The organism is Acinetobacter psychrotolerans, from assembly GCF_048552595.1.
In the GTDB taxonomy this organism is placed as follows: Bacteria; Pseudomonadota; Gammaproteobacteria; order Pseudomonadales; family Moraxellaceae; genus Acinetobacter.
Genome location: NZ_JBIMDK010000014.1, coordinates 72,821 through 92,987 on the forward strand (window position 1 = coordinate 72,821; position 20,167 = coordinate 92,987).

19 protein-coding genes are annotated in these 20,167 nt (G+C 33.2%); 12 read left to right on the top strand and 7 right to left on the bottom strand.

What is annotated here, in order from left to right:
• Window positions 1–71: 71 nt before the first annotated feature.
• The 4 genes from ACG94X_RS12520 to ACG94X_RS12535 all read left to right on the top strand — a co-directional run bounded on the left by ACG94X_RS12520 (window position 72) and on the right by ACG94X_RS12535 (window position 5,359).
• Window positions 72–2,948 (top strand): ribonucleoside-diphosphate reductase subunit alpha, encoded by a 2,877-nt coding sequence (locus ACG94X_RS12520; RefSeq protein ID WP_419384051.1) that lies wholly within the window; start codon window positions 72–74, stop codon window positions 2,946–2,948.
• A 124-nt stretch (window positions 2,949–3,072) separates the two neighbouring features.
• Window positions 3,073–3,204 (top strand): preprotein translocase subunit YajC, encoded by a 132-nt coding sequence (locus ACG94X_RS12525; protein ID WP_419384052.1) that lies wholly within the window; start codon window positions 3,073–3,075, stop codon window positions 3,202–3,204.
• A gap of 141 nt (window positions 3,205–3,345) precedes the next feature.
• A complete protein-coding gene (locus ACG94X_RS12530) occupies window positions 3,346–4,629 on the top strand; it encodes a ribonucleotide-diphosphate reductase subunit beta (RefSeq protein ID WP_419384053.1) in 1,284 nt (427 codons plus the stop codon).
• Window positions 4,630–4,813: 184 nt separating this feature from the next.
• A complete protein-coding gene (locus tag ACG94X_RS12535; protein WP_419384054.1) occupies window positions 4,814–5,359 on the top strand; it encodes a toll/interleukin-1 receptor domain-containing protein in 546 nt (181 codons plus the stop codon).
• Window positions 5,360–5,405: 46 nt separating this feature from the next.
• Here the strand turns inward: ACG94X_RS12535 and ACG94X_RS12540 are convergent, their stop codons facing one another.
• Together ACG94X_RS12540 and ACG94X_RS12545 are read right to left on the bottom strand one after the other, a co-directional pair.
• Window positions 5,406–7,430, bottom strand: a complete 2,025-nt coding sequence (locus ACG94X_RS12540; RefSeq protein WP_419384055.1) for a TIR domain-containing protein — start codon at window positions 7,428–7,430, stop codon at window positions 5,406–5,408.
• Entirely contained in the window at window positions 7,427–7,969 is a 543-nt protein-coding gene (locus ACG94X_RS12545) for a TIR domain-containing protein (protein WP_419384056.1), read from the bottom strand. The genes ACG94X_RS12540 and ACG94X_RS12545 overlap by 4 nt, the downstream gene beginning before the upstream one ends.
• A 73-nt stretch (window positions 7,970–8,042) precedes the next feature.
• Between ACG94X_RS12545 and ACG94X_RS12550 the strand changes: the two genes are divergently transcribed.
• Complete coding sequence (locus tag ACG94X_RS12550) at window positions 8,043–8,777, top strand: hypothetical protein (RefSeq protein ID WP_419384057.1); 735 nt, start codon at window positions 8,043–8,045, stop codon at window positions 8,775–8,777.
• A gap of 8 nt (window positions 8,778–8,785) precedes the next feature.
• Here the strand turns inward: ACG94X_RS12550 and ACG94X_RS12555 are convergent, their stop codons facing one another.
• The 3 genes from ACG94X_RS12555 to ACG94X_RS12565 form a co-directional block, all read right to left on the bottom strand.
• The gene (locus tag ACG94X_RS12555) at window positions 8,786–9,400 is read right to left on the bottom strand and encodes a TIR domain-containing protein (RefSeq protein WP_419384058.1); all 615 of its coding nucleotides are present in this window, start codon (window positions 9,398–9,400) and stop codon (window positions 8,786–8,788) included.
• Window positions 9,401–9,410: 10 nt separating this feature from the next.
• Window positions 9,411–10,172 carry a DUF1883 domain-containing protein gene (locus tag ACG94X_RS12560; RefSeq protein WP_337708689.1) on the bottom strand — a complete coding sequence of 254 codons (762 nt, stop codon included), beginning with the start codon at window positions 10,170–10,172 and terminating at the stop codon, window positions 9,411–9,413.
• Window positions 10,173–10,342: 170 nt separating this feature from the next.
• Window positions 10,343–11,227, bottom strand: coding sequence for a hypothetical protein (locus ACG94X_RS12565; RefSeq protein ID WP_419384059.1), 885 nt, complete (start codon window positions 11,225–11,227; stop codon window positions 10,343–10,345).
• A gap of 136 nt (window positions 11,228–11,363) precedes the next feature.
• Between ACG94X_RS12565 and ACG94X_RS12570 the strand changes: the two genes are divergently transcribed.
• A complete protein-coding gene (locus ACG94X_RS12570) occupies window positions 11,364–11,543 on the top strand; it encodes a hypothetical protein (RefSeq protein ID WP_092688480.1) in 180 nt (59 codons plus the stop codon).
• Window positions 11,544–11,734: 191 nt separating this feature from the next.
• On the opposite strand, the gene ACG94X_RS12575 is transcribed toward ACG94X_RS12570, so the two are convergent.
• Window positions 11,735–11,947, bottom strand: a complete 213-nt coding sequence (locus ACG94X_RS12575; RefSeq protein ID WP_419384060.1) for a helix-turn-helix domain-containing protein — start codon at window positions 11,945–11,947, stop codon at window positions 11,735–11,737.
• 206 nt (window positions 11,948–12,153) lie between these two features.
• On the bottom strand, window positions 12,154–12,522 hold the full coding sequence (locus tag ACG94X_RS12580; RefSeq protein WP_419384061.1) for a helix-turn-helix domain-containing protein: 369 nt from the start codon (window positions 12,520–12,522) through the stop codon (window positions 12,154–12,156).
• Between the two features lie 285 nt (window positions 12,523–12,807).
• On the opposite strand from ACG94X_RS12580, the gene ACG94X_RS12585 reads away from it, so the two are divergent.
• The 6 genes from ACG94X_RS12585 (at window position 12,808) to ACG94X_RS12610 (ending at window position 19,301) form a co-directional block, all read left to right on the top strand.
• On the top strand, window positions 12,808–13,290 hold the full coding sequence (locus ACG94X_RS12585) for a hypothetical protein (protein WP_419384062.1): 483 nt from the start codon (window positions 12,808–12,810) through the stop codon (window positions 13,288–13,290).
• A 129-nt stretch (window positions 13,291–13,419) separates the two neighbouring features.
• Window positions 13,420–13,611 (top strand): BcepMu_gp16 family phage-derived protein, encoded by a 192-nt coding sequence (locus ACG94X_RS12590; protein WP_092688470.1) that lies wholly within the window; start codon window positions 13,420–13,422, stop codon window positions 13,609–13,611.
• A gap of 173 nt (window positions 13,612–13,784) precedes the next feature.
• Entirely contained in the window at window positions 13,785–14,456 is a 672-nt protein-coding gene (locus ACG94X_RS12595) for a TnsA endonuclease N-terminal domain-containing protein (protein WP_419384063.1), read from the top strand.
• A gap of 2 nt (window positions 14,457–14,458) precedes the next feature.
• Entirely contained in the window at window positions 14,459–16,348 is a 1,890-nt protein-coding gene (locus tag ACG94X_RS12600; protein WP_419384064.1) for a TnsB C-terminal domain-containing protein, read from the top strand.
• A complete protein-coding gene (locus ACG94X_RS12605; RefSeq protein WP_419384065.1) occupies window positions 16,341–17,279 on the top strand; it encodes a TniB family NTP-binding protein in 939 nt (312 codons plus the stop codon). Before ACG94X_RS12600 ends, ACG94X_RS12605 begins: the two co-directional genes overlap by 8 nt.
• A gap of 3 nt (window positions 17,280–17,282) precedes the next feature.
• Window positions 17,283–19,301, top strand: a complete 2,019-nt coding sequence (locus ACG94X_RS12610; RefSeq protein ID WP_419384066.1) for a TniQ family protein — start codon at window positions 17,283–17,285, stop codon at window positions 19,299–19,301.
• Window positions 19,302–20,167: the final 866 nt, after the last annotated feature.

The window sequence follows — 20,167 nt, forward strand, 5'->3', positions numbered from 1 at the left end:
ATTAAACCACTAAGTATTGTGTTTAGTCCTCAAATATCGTGACAACAAAATCTGTTGATTGTCCGATTCAAATGGTCCATAAACATAACAATGATGACAATGGAGCTACGCTGACAATGAACGCCATTACAACCCCTGGTCAAATTCAAGTGATTAAACGCACTGGCGATGTTGCCGCTTTTGATGCAGATAAAATTTCTGTAGCAATTGGCAAAGCTTTTTTGGCTGTAGAAGGTCAACAAAGTGCGGATTCAAGCCGTATTCATGATCGCATCTCTCAGTTAACTGAGATGGTGATGAATACTTTTAACCGTCGTTTACCGTCTGGTGGCACAATTCACATCGAAGAAATCCAGGACCAAGTTGAATTGGCTCTGATGCGTACTGGCGAGCAAAAAGTTGCGCGTGCGTATGTGATTTATCGTGATCAACGTGCTTCTGCACGCAATGAAACAGGTGCTCATCATCACCCAACTTTACAAATCACAGGTGCGAACGGTCAGCTTCAGCCTCTAGATTTAAGTAAACTTCAAGCCACGATTGAAAAAGCAAGCGAAGGTTTAGAAGGCATCAATGTTCAAGCCATTGTCGATGAAACAGTTAAAAACTTATATAACGGTGTAAAACAGTCTGACATCTCAACCACAATGATGATGGCGACTCGTACCCGTATCGAACAAGAACCAAATTATACTTATGTGACTGCACGTTTATTGCGTGATGATCTTGTATCAACAGGTTTAAAATTCTTAGGTTTGCCAACAGATACTATTGAAGGTGATGCACTCGAAACATTCCTGAAAAAAGGGATTGAGCTTGAGTTAATCTCTCCTGAGCTTTTAAATTTCGATCTTGTGAAATTGGCAGCAGCGATTAAACCTGAACGCTCAAATCAATTTACTTATTTAGGTCTACAAACTTTATTTGATCGATACTTCATTCATTCAAATGATGTTCGCTTTGAACTTCCACAGTTATTCTTCATGCGTGTTTGTATGGGGCTTACGCTCAATGAAGAAAATCGTGAAGAGCGTGCAATTGAGTTCTATGACTTATTGTCTAGCTTCGATTATATGGCATCTACACCGACTTTGTTTAACTCAGGTACGTTACGCCCACAGTTATCAAGCTGTTATTTAACGACCATTGCCGATGATTTATATGACATCTATGGCGCAATGCGTGATAACGCCCTACTGTCAAAATGGGCAGGCGGTTTGGGTAATGACTGGACGCCAGTTCGTGCATTAAACTCATACATCAAAGGAACAAATGGTAAATCACAAGGTGTTGTACCTTTCCTTAAAGTAGCAAACGATACTGCTGTAGCGGTCAACCAAGGTGGTAAGCGTAAAGGTGCAGTCTGTGCATACCTTGAAACTTGGCACTTGGATATTGAAGAATTCCTAGAGCTTCGTAAAAATACAGGTGATGATCGCCGTCGCACCCATGACATGAACACCGCAAACTGGGTTCCAGACTTGTTCATGCAACGTGTATTTGAAGATGCTGAATGGACTTTATTCACACCATCTGAAACACCAGATCTACATGATTTAATCGGTACAGAATTTGCTGAACGCTATGCTTACTACGAAGGCATTGCCAAAGAAAGTAACATGTTACATAAGAAAATTCGTGCGAAAGACTTATGGCGCAAAATGTTGTCTATGTTATTTGAAACAGGTCATCCTTGGATCACATTCAAAGACGTATGTAACTTACGTTCACCACAGCAACATGTTGGTGTCGTACATTCATCAAACTTATGTACAGAAATCACTTTAAATACCAATAAAGATGAAATTGCAGTATGTAACTTAGGTTCGATTAACCTTGTACAGCACGTTAAAGGTGGTGTGTTAGATCGCGAGAAATTAGCACGCACTGTAAAAACTGCTGTTCGTATGCTCGATAACGTTATTGACATTAACTTCTACGCTGTTCCTCAAGCTCGTACTTCAAACTTGAAACATCGTCCAGTTGGTATGGGTATCATGGGCTTCCAAGATGCTTTATATGAAATGCAGTTGGCTTATGGTTCTGATGAAGCAGTTGATTTTGCAGATGAATCTATGGAAGTCATCAGCTATTTTGCAATTCAAACATCATCTGAACTTGCAATTGAACGTGGCGCTTACGAAACATTTAAAGGTTCATTGTGGGATCAAGGCATTCTTCCTATCGACTCTTTGGAAATTGTTGCAAAATCTCGCCCAGAACGTATGTTTGAAGTTGACCGTACACAGCGTTTGGACTGGGATACTTTACGTAGCAAAGTTCAAAAAGATGGTATGCGTAACTCAAATGTCATGGCGATTGCACCGACAGCAACTATTTCGAATATTTGTGGTGTTTCTCAATCTATCGAGCCAACATTCCAAAACTTATATGTGAAATCTAACCTTTCTGGTGAATTCACAGTAATCAACCCTTACCTCGTTAATGCATTGAAAGAACGTGGTTTGTGGGATTCTGTGATGGTGAATGACCTAAAACACTTTGAAGGTTCTGTACAAAAAATTGCACGTATTCCAGAAGAATTGAAAGCGATTTTCGCAACTGCATTTGAAGTGGACACACGTTGGATTGTAGATGCTGCTTCTCGCCGTCAAAAATGGATCGATCAAGCACAGTCTCTTAACCTTTACATCTCTGAAGCAAATGGTAAGAAACTGGATATCACTTATAAAATGGCATGGTTACGTGGTCTTAAAACCACATATTACCTTCGTGCATTGGGTGCCACTTCTGCTGAAAAGTCGACCATTAATACTGGTGCATTGAACGCAGTTAAAAATACTTCTGCTGCCGCACCTGTGGTTGCCGCTCCAGTGGTACAAACTGTACCTGAAGCTCCAACTGCTGAAGAAGATGGCTTTGCTCAAGCTGCACCAGTGCCATTAGCATGCTCAATTGACAACCCTGATTGCGAAGCATGTCAGTAATTTAATTTACCTCCCCTAACCCCTCCTTTAAGGAGGGAGATTTCTCTTTGAGTCAAATCAAGTGATATGTTTCCTCTCCTTTTTAAGGAAAGGGTTAGGGAGAGGATCTAATAGAGGCTAAGAAATGTTCCATTTAAGTCATAACTACGAGTTAGGCATAATCGTGCTGATCTTAGCCTTTTTAATTTTTTATATACCTATGGCGTATGCATTTATTGCCATCCGTAAACAGCAAAAGCGTAAGCAAAATAAGTAGTGTGGATATTTGTTCTTTCGAACAGAATCAGAACAACCATCGGCAAAACTTAATTTTGCTTACACAGAATGAGCGTATAGTAGTGACATCTTCGATTGTGAGATGTCGGTCACGATATAAAGCAACGTAGAGAGAACAAACATGTCTATCCTAAGTTGGGACGATTTCGAAGATGATGAACAGAAACAAGCTGCACAAGCTCACGAGCCTGCGCCCGTCGAATCGAAGAAAACGACTGATTCGAAAGTGGTATCTGATGCACAACTCACACCGTCGACTGTGGCAGCTGCACAACCCACTCGAACCAATCAAAGAGCCACAAAACATTCAACCGATTCCATGGCAAGAGCATCTGCTGCCTTAGAAACACTGGATGTTGCACCGGGTTTAGAAGAGCTTGAAATGGGCGCTCAGCGCGTACAAGTTGATGATAAAGCTATGATCAACTGCCGTGCTGACTTGAACCAACTTGTACCGTTCAAATACGAATGGGCTTGGCAGAAATATCTAGATGGATGCGCAAACCATTGGATGCCACAAGAAGTTAACATGAACCATGACATCGCACTTTGGAAGTCTGAAAATGGTTTAACTGAAGATGAGCGTACCATTGTTATGCGTTCTTTAGGTTTCTTCTCTACTGCCGACTCATTGGTTGCAAATAACTTGGTATTGGCGATTTACCGTCACATTACTAACCCTGAATGTCGCCAATATATTTTACGTCAAGCATTTGAAGAAGCGATTCATACACATGCTTACCAGTACTGTATCGAATCTTTAGGTATGGATGAAGGCGAAGTCTTCAATATGTATCGTGAAGTTCCTTCAGTCGCACGTAAAGCAGCTTGGGGCTTAAAATACACGCAATCTCTATGCGACCCAACATTCCAAACGGGTACACATGAAAACGATCAAATTTTACTTCGCAATTTAATCGCATTCTACTGTGTACTTGAAGGTATTTTCTTCTACTGTGGTTTTAGCCAAATCTTGTCAATGGGTCGTCGTAACAAAATGAATGGTGTTGCTGAGCAATTCCAATACATTTTGCGTGATGAGTCTATGCATTTGAACTTTGGTATCGATATGATTAACCAAATCAAAATTGAAAACCCAAGTTTATGGACAGCAGAATTCCAAGAAGAAATCGTTCAAATGATTCTTGAAGGTACAATGCTTGAAATCGAATATGCACGTGACACAATGCCACGTGGTGTATTGGGCATGAATGCAGCCATGATGGAAGAATACTTAAAATTCATTGCAAATCGTCGTTTAGCGCAGCTTGGTTTACCAGAACAATTTGCTGGTGTAAACAATCCATTCCAATGGATGTCTGAAATGATGGACTTACGTAAAGAGAAAAACTTCTTTGAAACGCGTGTTACAGACTACCAGACTGGTGGTGCTTTAAGTTGGTAAGATAATCCGCGCGCGCTGAATGACAGATAATGTGAGATTTTTGACACATATTTCGAGATTGTTACAAAATCGTCAGACCAAGCTTAAAGAAAATGGTAACTAAATTTTTTCTAAAAAGAGTCTAAAATCTAGGCTCTTTTTTAATCAAACAATATAGATCTAACACTTAACAAGAATTTTAAATATGAAATTTTTTACACGATCAGAAGCGCGCTCTGCTGCAAAGAGAGCAACTACTGCAAAATCTAGCATATCAATGGAATCAGCTCTTAATGAGTCAGTTTATCGTCAACAACAAAAAAGTCACTTTGATATATTCTTATCGCATTCAATTAGGGATTCAGAATTAATATTGGGCGTAAAGACTCTTTTAGAAGAAAGTGGTTTTACAGTATATGTAGATTGGATTACAGACCCTCTATTAGAAAGAGATAAAGTTAATGCAGATACCGCAGATGTATTAAGAAAGCGAATGAGGCAATGTCAATCTCTAATATATATTTATACTTCTAATTCAAAAGAATCTAAATGGATGCCTTGGGAACTCGGATATTTTGATGGATTTCGTCCAGAAAAAGTTAGTGTTCTTCCATTAACTTTTCAAGAAAATGAAGAGTTTAAAGGACAAGAATATTTGGATCTTTATCCAGTAATTACTAAAAGTGATTACTTTAATGAACTCAAATACGCATGGGTCAAAGGAAAAAAGCTATCAGATTTTGTTAATTAACAACTTGAAGGTTAGATTGTTATATTTAACAATCTAACCAACTAGATTATGAAATATTCTTTATACCTTTCAAAATTAGGTGAATAATCTCATCAATAAATGGGGTTTCCATTAATTTTCTATAATCAACTACAGATAGCCCAGCCAATGATGCCAAATGATCAATATCTATACTTTTAATCTTAGCAATAAAATCAAAATAGTTGATTTCATAACCTTGTTGTGACAAATAATCTATTAATTCATCATAACCTTCATTATTTGATAACTGCCAATCTAATGTCAAAGTTTCAGGTATAGTATCACCACTAATTATCATACAGATATCTTTTATGATTCCTCCTAAACCGCCCACTAAATATATTGGTTTCTTATATTCAATCGAGATTAAAAGCTCCTCAAGAACACCAGGCATTTTACCTTTATAACCTTTAGGTCTCCCACCTGCAAAAACCCTAATATCACTATTAGATATTGATTGTTCCCGCATAAATGTTAGTGATCTAGACCAAATGAATTTGCTAAAAGAATCTGTAGGGGGTAAAAAACCTGATTCATCTACTTGCCCATCTAAGTCATCAGGAATACCATATTTAATTTGTGAAATGATTTGATCATATTTAATTTTCCATTTGCTTAAATCATTAGTAATATGCAATGGCCAAGCCAGATGATTCTCGACTTTGAATTCCCTTTCAGGCAATCTATTTTGTAAAATACTAGCCTCATCAAGAAGAAATTCAGTAAAACCATCTTTCCTTAAGTCTCCGCCAAAAATGATAGTATTACCTCTGACGAGAAGATGCCTAACAAGCTCTTGTGAAAATCGTTTCAACTCATCTTCATGAATGTGTATATTCTCAAAATCTTCACCATATTCAGATATCGAAATACCAATTTTTTTATTTTGTGTATTCGAATCTCCAACAGCCCATAAAGGAGTTGAAGGCTTCACCTTTAAGAATTCAAGCCAATCCATCTCTTCTGCATAAATAGGAGGCTCTGGATAACAAATTTTTAAAATTTCACTTTCATTAAGTGTACTTCGTAAAGAAACTATTTGTTGAATTTCAGGAGGACGAGCTAGAACAATTGCTGTCGAGTCTATCCACAATTGTTGCTTATAATACTCTAGGAGAGATATAGAAAAATTAAATCTAATAGTTTCAGTTAACGCGGCAACTAGAATATTTAGAATTTCGAATTTAGTTGGCTGATCAGTAGGTGCAATATGTACGCATGGCACATTCGCAGCTGGCGGAAATATTCTATCCTCGTAAACTTGTAAGCAGTTTACTGAAATGATTGGTCTATTATTTTTTTTAGCTTCTAAAATTTCACGCTGACACCAATAGCGAGATGAATATGCATCAGTAGTAATAGCTATTAACGTAGATTTATTAATATGACTAATTATCTCTGTATCAAATTGATAACCAACTGAAATTTCTGAGGCATCAAAGAAATTTTTCATATTGGTTGTATCAATATAATGCTTTATTGCTTTTGCATATGTTTCACCCATTTCTCCTTTCTTAGCATGGCTCAAGAAAAGATGAATAGATGTATCAGACCCTACAGACGGTGATTCTGTATCAACAAAACCAAATCTATACAACTCATGTAATAATTTTAAAATAGATTCTAATTCACGTGTCTGATCATCATCTGCCAAACCGAATTCGTATAATCTCAAAGCATTGCGCTTTAAAAGAGCACCTTGATGGTTACAATGCTTCAAACCATTTATATCGAATGCCACAGGAATAAGTGACAAACTTTGATCTACAGGGAAATTCTTATAAAAATCAATCCATCTTTCATCTGTGAGTGTATTCTCACTCATACAGATAAATACTATGTTTCTTTGAGCTAAACTAATGGGATAATTCGGAATTTCGCTTAAACTACTATAAAAAAAAGTAGGAATATTTAATTCACGCGAAAAAGGTCGCTCAATATCTCTCGTTAAAAATCTTCTAAAAGGCTGACAATACTTTTTAAATGATTCATTATCTGCCTGATGCCAAACAAAATGTACTGCTATTGGAGGTGTAATAATATTAGTCAATGTGTATCTCCATGAATACTACATTTAGCATTGTAGCCAAACATTAATCTTGAATTATTTATTAAATGCTTTCTTGATGTTCTAGATGTATATGCATCTTCAATCCATTCAACCAATTGTTGATCTAAACTAGGATAGGAACAAAATCTTGCATAACAATTACGATGTTGTTGATCCCAATTATCATCAAATCTAACAGGTAAATGACAACGATTATTTTGGCTCGGTAAGACAATCCCAATTAAACCATTCGGTAGAGTGTAAGCATCATATCTTAAGGAGCTTTTTATCTCCCAATCCACATACCTACGACTATGGGTACAACTCCCCAATAAAACAATTGTGACTGTACTATCATCTAGATAATTTTGACGAATCCGTCTCATTACATAGTCAGTATCCTTACTATTAATAAATTCATCATTATCATTAGCACCTAGAACTTTAGGAATAAAGAGATGACCGAACCTTTTTATAAAATTATCAACCTCTATCCGATCACCCTTATAATGTGAAATAAAAACCTTACGCTTAATCATATTTCCTCTATTTAAACTTTTGTTTTTTTTAATTTTATCATAAAATTTATGAAATCAACTCTTTACTATCAATATGAAAAAAATTATAGATCTTCTTTTCTCTTTTATAGCTAAATATCTTACAAAAATTGTTCTCATAATTTTCTTAGCATTATTATTTAGTATGTTCTATCTAGATTACTCTACATTTTTATCTGTTAAGTTTAAAAACAATTTTTCTATTTTCTCATCAACAATTATTACTGGGGCAATTTGTTTAATTAGCTATGTAATGTTTACAGCATACATTGGAAAAAAATATTCATTGAGAATAGACAAATTGAGTTTAGGGGGCTTAAATATATTATTTGACACATCAAGAACTCTATATACCAATAGCATTTCTAACTTTTTAGATTCAAAAAGAACATTATTCAAAATTGAACCTAAATATGATAATTTTTCAGATTTATTCGAATCATATCTCCAAACTTATAATTTTTTCCGACAAGAAATGAAAATTCTTGATCCTAAAAGAGACAAGGATTTATATGATCTAACAAATCATATACTTCAAGAGTTAAACAAATTTCTCACTAAAAATCAGAATAACTACCGTCGTTGGTATCAAAAAATATCTACAGATAATACAACTGAATATTTCACCGAAGGAAGTGGGAAATATTTTTATAACACGCCTATCCATGAAATACAAAAGACGTATTATGCTTATGATGAACTATTAAACTCCTTTAAAGAAATTAATAATTTTTTTGAAAACAATGTCAAAGAGCCATTTGAAGTGAACTCAGAAAAATGGAATTGGTGATATAGCTATTACCCATTCCTTTCTCTCATAGCTCGACCTAGACTATACTCACATGATTCTCTATCCTGAAAAGTTAATTCAATTAATTTTCTTAATTTTTCAGGATCATTTTCTATATCATTCCAATTTACAATCGAAATATATGACTTTTCCATTAAAAGATTATCAATAATTCTTGCTGGCATATATGGATATCGACGCTCATATTCAGCACGATCATCAATTGAAATCCATTCATTTATATTAGGATAAAAATCTCGTTTTTCTGTTTCTCCATGAGCAACTCTAAAGTAAGTACAACCAACCGAAGGGAGATTAATAACAAGAATCCCTGACTTACGGTTCTTCGCACTATTACGCATACTAGAATATATTTCCCAGTCTACATGCTTCCTATTTTTTGTTTCCACTCCTACTAATAAAATTAGGACAGAAGTATCTCTTAGATAATTATCCCTGATAATTTCCCTTATCGTATCTGCTGGTAAATTTTCATCAATATCATCAATAGATACCGATTTGTTAATAAAAATATTATGAACATTATTAAAACTTTCAAGATAATCTTTATAGAACTGATCATTAGCATGATGGTAGCTAATAAATACATTATGTTTATTCATATGATTTTTACTATTTATGTGAATTAATTAAGTCAACAATCTCATTAGAAATTTCATCCACTGTATGTGTTGCAGTTGAACGTGCAACTTTATCAGCTAAAGAAGGACTAAAATCAATTACTTGTTGCTTTGTTAAATTATGCCAAACTGGAAGTAAAATCTGTTCTCCTGAAACATTGCGAGTTACAATTCCATCTAGTTCATAATTAGTCCAACCTTTAGCAATAAAAGAAGGAGATAAAACAACTAATCCAACTCTACTTTTGGCAAGACCTCTATCAATTTTTTGACGAAGGCTGTCTCCTATCTTTAAAGCGAACTCATCATACCAAACCTTTAAACCTTTATTTGTAAGAGACGTTGCAAATTCTCTTACAAAATCATCTTTATCTTCAGAAGCATGGGAAATAAATACATCAAACGTTTCATGATCATTTACTACTTCTGGTTGTTCTCTATAAAGACTAGGTACTTCACTTAATGACATTTGTCTTGCTTCGGGTAGTGCAGAAGGTAAAATTCGTATTGAAGATCGTGTGCTCCCCCTTAAACCCTGCATGTCAACAGTTAGATACCATCGCCCAGAACTAGGAATAGCTATCCGATAAGGACTTCTTGTTATGAGTCCTCCTCTATAACTATGGCGGCGACCATTTTTGTAATTATTTAAATCAGAAGATTGCATTAATCGAACATTTGCAGATGCTGTTAAGGTAACCTCAATAATTTCACCAGACTTTCTACTGCCTAAATCATATTGTGTAAAACTCATAAAATACTAATTTAAAATATTATTTACGAGCATACTAAAATTTATTTTTTAGCATGTAAAGTAGCATCCATTCTCCAAACGACAGGAGATGACGTTAAGTGTATAACTTTATTTTTTTAGATAATTTGCAATAAAAAGATATACGACTAAAATAAAATTATAATGAAACTTTAATAAACACACTTATACCATCCCTGCTTATCATCCCATATAACTCGTCCCGATTCTAATGGAGTCTGTTTATATAAAACATTTGGTCCTGATGATATTTGATTGAAGTTATTCAACCATCCCTTCATATTAATTTTCAAATTAGCATGATCATTTGAAAAACCTTCAAAACTAGCTATAACTAAGCCATCAACTTGACGATATGTTGGTTGTCCGAGAACGATAGTCCCAGTAAATTCAGACAATTTTGTATTTTTACAAATCGTTTGACCAATATCCTTAGATTTAGGAGCATTGATCGCTAAATTTCTTTCATAATCATTTTTTAATCGCTGTTGTTCAAATTTGTGTTTTTCAATAGCTAGCTTTTTATTATTTTCTTCAATATTCTTTTGCGACTGATATACAGTCAAATTGCTATGTACCTCATTATCAGAAATAACTGCTGTCTTAAGGGTTACAAAGTTTAAGGGCTGCCCCATTCCACCAATACGAGATAAGACAGGTTCAATGGAGACATTCCATGGTGCTTTTGATGCACATATAAATGTACCTGTTGCTGAAATGAGACGTTGATTATTCAAAGCAGGTATATGTGTACCTCTTAAATAACGAAACATACTCTTAGACATTTGAAAGAAACGACCATCTTGAGTAGCACAGAGGTTACTCATATAGACATAAGGAATTAAAGCATCAGGTACAGAAGCTTCAAATAAGTACTCTTTACCATTTCCATCTTTACCGTTGAGAGACTTAGCAACGATTAAATCATTTGGTGTTTTATAAGCTTTTACATCACTAGGCTTAATCGAGTTCGCTGTTACACATCCTACAAATGGTAAACACAAGCTCAAAACAATAAATAAATCTATATTTTTCATTTAGATAATTCCGACTATATATAAAATCAGGTATTTTTAATATTATTGAGTGTAGTAAGACCAACACAAAAAGAGGATTATAATCCACAAATTAAATTAATTGAACTTATAATGTTTTAAATTTGGAGTTGTTTTTATGACTAAATTCCCAGATGACTATCAAATGACACGTCAAGAAATTGATGATTTGCGTCAAGATACTAAGAATGCTTTGAAATCGCCTGAATATTTAGCATTGCTAAGCCAGATCAAACGATTAGATATATCAAAAGTCAAACAACTACAGGATGTTGCGCAAATAGATAAAAATAAATGAAAGATTAGAAGATTTCATTTCAAAATTTAAGAAAAACAAGAAAACTCGTACATATCCTGCCGAGCCTTGAAATTGGGATAATCTAATTATAAATGCTCTCTGATGATTGAGGCTATACCAGTTACACTACCCAGATAAATATGCTTAATTTATATGGGATTAATGATTTAAAAGAAAGAACCATCACTTATTCAATTTTTCGGCAAAATAACATGTGGTTCAACTTCAAGGATATGTGCAATTTCATAGAGCTTATGCACAGTAATATTCACTTCACCACGTTCAATTCGACCAAGATAACTACGGTCTATATTGCAAAGTAAGGCTAATTTTTCTTGGGTAATCTTTTGTTCAGTTCTACACACCCTAATTGCTTGTCCAATTTTTTGTGCTAAATCGTTCATAAGTTCTATTCCCATAAAGAATAGAACTATTCATTTTTGAGGACTAAGTATCCACGGCTTATAATCCTCATATGAATCCAATTTAAAACTTTCAGCACATGGAAGCTTACATTGTAGAATTTATATTTTTACGATTTAATTTATTCTTGTATCAAGCCCTTAAAAAAATGAAGTAAGGTAATTTGAATCATCCGACACCGTCTCGCCTAAAAATCATCACTTAATTTATCAAGACTTCGTACTCTTTTAGGATACTTTTGAATATCTAAAGCCTTACCAACTTCATCATGATCTGGATGGGCTAGTTCCGCTATAGAATCTGCTATATTCAGTGAAATTAGAACCGTCACTAAATTTTTGAAGCTTATACTTGGATCGCCCTTTTCCATTCGACTAATCGTGCGTTCATCTACATGCACACGATTCGCTAATTCTTGGATAGTGATACGTCTACGAACTCGAGCAATTTTAATATTCTCACCAACGCGCTGAAGCAACTCAGCAACGCCATCAATCATAAAAAGACTTGACGATTTCTTCATATAATTCTCAGTAAAATCCAGTAAAAAGGACATTATATCCAGCTTAAATTAACTATAACCACATTTAATGTCTGCTTTATCTTAAACTCTTGTAAACCCACTGTTAGCTTAGACATATAGCACTAAATATTTTTTTTATGAATTTCAATGTCATAGTTAAGCCCACAATTAAGAATACTATCAATAAAAAACTTCCTAATGCCTAGATAACAAACAAATGCTCACATAAATTTAGTGAATGCTTAACTGTAAATGTTGTTTTAGATATAATGCATAATTAGAGGATTATAATCCTCAATCATGTATCAAGTGACTTAGATGAACGAAATCAAACATATTCTTAAAGAACAATTTCTTTTGTTGGTTGAAAACGATGTACTGATAACATGGTGTAAGCCTAAAGATCTTTGGATGCGGTTTAACGAGCCTTCTCAAACAACAAAATGGCAAACCTATTCTCTTATTAGGCAATTAGAGAAATTTGGGTATATTAAGAAACAATATGATGAATCTGGTATCTTTTATTATTCAGAAACAGATAAATTAACTGACTTTAGGGTTAATCATTGTCAAGAAAAAGCTACAAAGATATTAACTGAGGAGTTAAGACTACTCAAACAAGAGAAGGCTGAAAAAGGTGTTGAAATACAAATAACTAGAGAACTCAGCAAGCAATTACCTGAAATTAACTTCTGCCTTAAAAATCATATAAAAAATAGTCAAGATATTATAGTAAAACTAGATAACAAGAAAAAAATTATATCTAATATTATTAAAAATATAGAATCATGTATTTATTAAAATAAATAAAATGTTTTAATAATATTAATTATATCTATAATAAAAAATATAATCCAATATAATAAACTCTTGCAAAATCTAAAAAAACAACTATTTTAAGATAATGTTCAAATTATTCTTATTACTACTATGAAGACTAATCAGCAAATCAAAGATGATTTTGAGAAAGCCGGAATAACGATTTCCGACTGGAGCTTAAAACATAATTTTTCAAGAGATTTAGTTTACAGAATTCTAAATACAAATCGCTTACCACGACGTGGTGAAAGCAAAAGAATTGCTATCGAACTTGGATTAATTTCAGAGGAGAAAGAAAAATGACTTAAGAAAAAATAAAGCGGATTCATAGAATCCGCTCTACCCGTTTGCATTCAAGAGAAAGCTAACTATTCGCGTTTTTAGTATCTCTTGATTGCAATGTTCCGTCAAGCCTTGAGCAATAAAATCAAAATTGCTCAGAGCTTTATCTCATCCTAAAAAATGTGAGAACAGCGATGCAATCAAGCTATTTAGAACAAAAATTAGAGCGTCTTAATCAAAACTTACATGGAAAATTTGAAGATGCTTTTCGAAAACAAACACATGTTTCATCAAAATTTATTGGTGAGCGTAGAATAAAATCGCGTATAGGAAGTCGTGTTTCACTATTTCCAAGCGTTAAAAATAAAGGATTAATATGTCTCGAAAGTAATTTAGAACTCGCTCATGCAATAAGTTTAGAACGTAATGAAGATGTTCTTGAGTACAGAACTCAAGCCATTCAAATATTCATCACTGAAAAACAATATATTATTCCTGATTTTATTATTCGTACTTTAAATGGCTATGAAGTTCATGAAATAAAACCGAATTTAAAAACAATTTCAGAAAGAAATTTTTCAAGGTTTCAAATAGCAGAGGAAATTTTAAAAAATCATTATATTAAATTCAAGACTTTTGATCGTAATAACCTTCTCTCAAAACAAGATTATCTCTTTTTAAATATCAGTTATCAACGCGCAAATTATAAAATATTAAATAAATCTGATTTAGATAAAGCAGAAATTATTATTAATAATGCAAAATTTAAGAGTAGAGAAGATCTATACCTTTTAATGCAATCAAATAATTTAAATTCAATTATTGCTGATCATTTTATTTTTTATAAAAAAATTCTAGGAATTTAGATATGAAAAATAATTTTAATCTAAATATTGGTGATCGACTCACATACAATGATGAGTATTATGAAATATGTTATATCGAGCAGGAAACAATTCGCTATTCCAACTTTATAAGTGGAAATATGTATTTCATAACAAAAGATGATTTAATTAAAAAAATACTATATGGAGATATGAAGTTAACTACTTTAAGTACTCCACAATTGCACAAAAATCAAACGCTAACGATTGACGAAATTTTTCAGTATATAGACTATGTTGTTTCAAACAAAATCCCATGCTCAATTAAGCATTTGAATTTTGCAATTATAAATATTACTCAAGAAAATCCGAATCTAAGAAAAATAGCTGCAAGCACGCTGGCAAGGTATATAAAAAAGTATCGAGATAACTCAAATTCATTTAATGTTTTTTATCAAGGAATTGGTGGAAATAATAGTTTTAGATTTTCAATCGAAGTTGAAAAAATTATTAATGAGGTTATTCTCAATTTTATAAAAGAACGAGAAAATTTCAGTCCAAATGATGCTTATTTAATTATTAAAGAGCGAATCAGAGCACTCAATACAAATGCCGAAGTACCATCAGAGCGTACCATATATCGGCGCGTTCATAAATTTGATCCTTATATCATGGTCAAAAATAAAAAAGGAAAACGTAAAGCAAATCTAATTTTTAAAGCTTCAGGTCAAAGCTTAATATCTCCAAGTTTACTCGCAATAGTTGAAATGGATACCCATGAAATTGACTGCATCATTTTAGATAAAAATGGTAATGCACTCGGTAGACCACAACTTTGTATCGCAATAGATGTTTATACACGAGCAATCGTCGGGTGGCGCTTATGTATGCTTCCCCCTTCTGCAACAAAAACATTATTAGTTCTTAAAAGCATGTTGATGAGACCTCATCGCGGTTTAACAGGAGGTCTTCCGACCGTAATAATTCCGGACAATGGTTGTGAATTTAATAATAATGCGCTTGCCAATTTTTGTAATAGTTTCAATATTACCAAATCAGAATCACAACCATATTCCCCAGATAATAAAGCTCATGTTGAAAGTTTCTTTAAATCACTTAATGAAAGTATTATTCATAAACTCAAAGGTACTACGTATTCATCACCATTGCATCGTGGAGATTATGACTCTGTCGGAAATGCCTGTTATACATTAGATACATTAAGAGATTTGGTTAACGAGTGGATTGAGAATATTTATCATAAAAGAATTCATTCAGGTACACAGCAAAGACCTGAAAAAATGTGGAGAGAAGCATCTGAAATATTTCCTGTTTTAACTATTCCTGAACTAGAAATTGAAAGAAAATGTCGAACTGTTTTTCGATATAAAATCAACAAAGGGCAAATCAACTTAAAAGGTCTAAGGTATAAATCTCAAGCCCTTGCCACATTAAATTATCTTTTCAAAGAAAAAGTCACTATCTATGTTGATCAACTAGATTTAACTACGATCTATGTTCAAGATCCTTTCAATAAAAATAATCTAATTCAAGCTGACTCAATTTATCCTGAGGCAACTAAAGATTTGACTTTAGCTGAATGGCTAGAAGCAAAGGAAATATTGCGTGAAAAGTATAAATCTGATCCAGATGAAATCAAAAATGAAGAGACTTTATATCTAGCACGCTTAAACTTCTTGTTAAAAATACAAACACTTAACAAGAAAAATAAACGTTTTAGACAAGCCAAAAATGACTTACCTCTGATGATTAAACAGCAGGAAGACCGGTTAAATCTAGTCACTTTACATAATGACGAAATTAATGCGCTGTCATCTACTAATCATATAGAAGAAGACAATCATCTTACATATGACAATTTACCAACGAATCTAACCGATTTTTTTTACGAAGAGATTAATTTTGATGAATAGTAATAAAAATATTGAAGTTCTCTCTAAGTTAACAAACTTCATTTGTCATCACTCTGATTTTTCAAATGCTTTAACTTCTATTGATGAGTGTATGCAAATGAGTTACCTGAATAATCGTCCTATCGGCTCATTATTGCTTGGTGAAGGAGGTGTTGGTAAATCAACGATATGTAAACTTATAAAAAGCAGACACAAACCCTATAAATGCATTGAAGATAACTTCGAGAAGTTAATAGTTCCAGCTTTTTATTTTCCAGTACCATCTCCAATCACGATCAAAAGCCTAGCAATCAGAATGCTAGAAGAGCTTGGATGTACGAACCATAAAGGCACTAGTGAGCAATTGAATTATCGATTACGCATTCTTTTAAAAGAATGCAAAACACAACTGATTATGCTTGATGAGTTTCATCATATTTACAGCTCTAGTGCTCAAAAAAATAAGACTTCGGAAAATGTTGCGAATTGGATCAAGACATTAGCGGATGAAACAAAAATATCTATATGTTTGGTAGGTTTACCGAATATTCAACACAATCTGTTCATTGATAGTCAATTAGCACGAAGGTTCTCGTGTGTTGTAAAACTCAACCCTCTAACTTTAGATATACATGCAGAAAATTCGACACTAATACCTTTTTTGAAGCAAATTTCTATATACATGTTAAAGAATTTTAACATTAGGTTTGAACCAGAAATTAGCTCAAAAGATCTATCAATGCGAATATTTTTAGCGACTAGTGGTTACCAAGCCTATGTTATGCAACTTATAAGTCAGAGTTGCTTAAATACAATGAATAACAATCGTCTAGTTGTCTCAATGAGCGACTTTCATGAAGCCTATGCTTCGAAAAACATCTTATATAAACCAATGACTCTGAAAAATATTTTTCAACTCACCCCTAATCAAATTACTGAAATACTAATTTAAATCATGAAAAAATTAACACTTACACATACACCAATTCCATTTTCAGATGAATTTTTAGCTGGATTTTTTCTTAGAGCTTCTTATGTAAATGGTTATCAATCACCAAAGCAAATGTTAAATAGCACTGGCATGTCAATTTATACCTTATCTTATGAAGCGATATTTACTGATGAAAATAAACTCAAAAAAGTTATAGAACACTTAAACTTTTCCGATGATTTGTTGAAACTAGTAATTAGAAAAACTCCTCCAACATTTCAATATTTTTTCTGGAATAACAATCAAATAATTCAGCCCCAACTCCTATCATTAGGTTTAAATAAATTCTGCCCAATTTGCTTAGAAAATAATGGTTATTGGAGAAAAAACTGGTTATTAAATCCTTTAACAATTTGTCTGGAACACAAAATTAGTTTAACAATTAACTGTCCAAACTGTCATGGTCCATTAACAGTAAATCGTAGGTCATTATTTGAATGCACTAGTTGTCGCTATGATCTTCGAGAACATCAAAGCGAATCATCAACTCAAGATGATATCAATACTAATCATTGGTTTCTCAGTAACCTAAACACTAATAATGACAATTTTATAGAAATATTTTATGACATATGGATCGCACTACTTGAGTATTTTTCAAACTTAAACATACAAGTGAATAACTCTTTTATCTTGAGACTATCTTACGATTATTTCCAAAATGAAAAGCATTTTGTAGCTTTCCTTATTCAGAAAATCGAAGAAAATCTAGTTTATGCTCATCCTCGTATTCAATTACTTCCCTTTTCTCAAAAAAAGGCTAGATTCGAGCATATTTTGGCTAAGATCCTGTCTCACTTTAATGACTATAAAAAATTTTCATCGCAACTTATTGATAGAAAATTTAATAAAAATGAAGCAAGACATATACTTGGAGTTAGCTTTTCATCATTTCATAAAAGATTAAATGCAGGAATTCTATATCATGATCAGCTTGTAAATAATGAAAAAAATAGTTTCAGTGCCAAAATACTTGAGGACTGGTTGATTAATGATGCAAGAAATATCAATGGTACATATGAATATCGTCATCCACCATACCTAGCTGATGAATCCAATCATTATTATACTATTCCTGAAATGATGAAAATACTGGATATCAATGATAGAAACACCCGTTTATTTCTTAAGATTCCAGATATTCCAACGACCAAAAAGTATCTCAATCGTTATACACAGCTTTGTCTTCATAAAGACTTTATCAACAATTTTAATGAAAAATATATTTTCTTAAGCCCACTGGCTAAACAATTGAACGTTTCGCCACTTACACTAAGAGATAAACTTTCTAGTTTAAAAATCGATCCAATCTACCTCAATAAACTTTATCCTTCTTTTTATGCTAGAAAAGACATTCAACATTTAGATAAATCTATGATTGAGAATATAGTCACCTACAAGAACAATTTGGGGCGCAAGAAAAAAGGAACTGTGATAGAAAGCGACAACAATGATTTCATCAATCTGAATGACGCTGCTAAACTTTTCAATCTTTCATCAGCCCAAATAGCTCATCTCATTAAACAAGAATGTTTGTTAGTTGAAGATATAAATGAACGCCCATACCGCATTCCACGAAGAAGCATCGATCTATTACTACAATTAAAGAATGACCCTTCTTTTATCTCTATAGATGATGTACTTAAAGCGCTTAACTGCACAGCTGACCAACTACAGAAGAATTGGATCATGACTGGCTATTTGACACTTCGAGATGTAGGTTATTGGCAATCACTACCAAAAAGACAGGTTGATCATGTCTTAGAAATTAACAAGGATTTTTGTACAGCATCAGAGGCTAACGATCTTCTTGGAATGCATAGAACTCATATTACTAATATGGTCTCTAGAGGATTGATCAAGCCATATCTTCACGGCAATCACAATTACTCTGTTAGGTTGTTTAAAAGAGAGGATGTTAAAAAACTGATAGAAGCAGGCTATGGTAAAAAAAATCTTAACTTATATGACATAAATTTCTAAAAAGTCTTAACTTATGTGTCAAAAGAAGCTGAGATCATATGTCATAAAAAATTTAAAGCTATTGATTTAAGTGAATAACTAAATCTCATGTTATATGTCATTCACTGGCGCGCGTCACGCGACACATAAGTTGTCATTTGCGACGCATAACATGTCATTGAGCGACACATAAGTTGTCATTGATAAAAAACCGCCATAAATTGGCGGTTTTTTTCTTTAATTGAATTTTAATATTATAAGTTAATCTAATTTAACTATTTGATCATCTTTCCAAATATAAACTTGTTTATGCAGATGTTGTTTAGTTTTGAAATATTCATATACTTCAACACCGCCCTTATAGTTTTGTCTCCGCTCCCCCCACAATATCCATATAAAAGTTTGTCCTGTTTCTGTCAGATATTTTTGGAAAAGATCTTTTCTCAAATATGATAAATGACCTTTCAGATTCCCAACATCGGCCTTGAATGTTCTGAAAATAGACGCGACTCCATGAATAGAGAAAGCTCGGTGTATTGCATCATAGTGTGCTTTCCAATCGCAAGTTGAAAAAAATCAAAATAATTATAATTCACCTAATTTTCTCAACCCATTACAAATGTGTTGCACTTCGATTTTGAATCCGCGGCTCTTAAATTAACGATTAGCATTTGATTCATCTGATATTTTAAATTAATTTTATTTAAAATAACCAGTGTGCATGAAACTTAAAAAGAGTTTGCTCGATAATATAGACAAAATAGCTTATTAAAGCTTCACATTTGATTAAATTTCATTCATTTCACGTTTTATTTTGTTATTTTATAAAATATTATGCGCAATAAAAAACACCCCCTCTGCGTTAGCGGAGGGGGTGTTTAAATTTA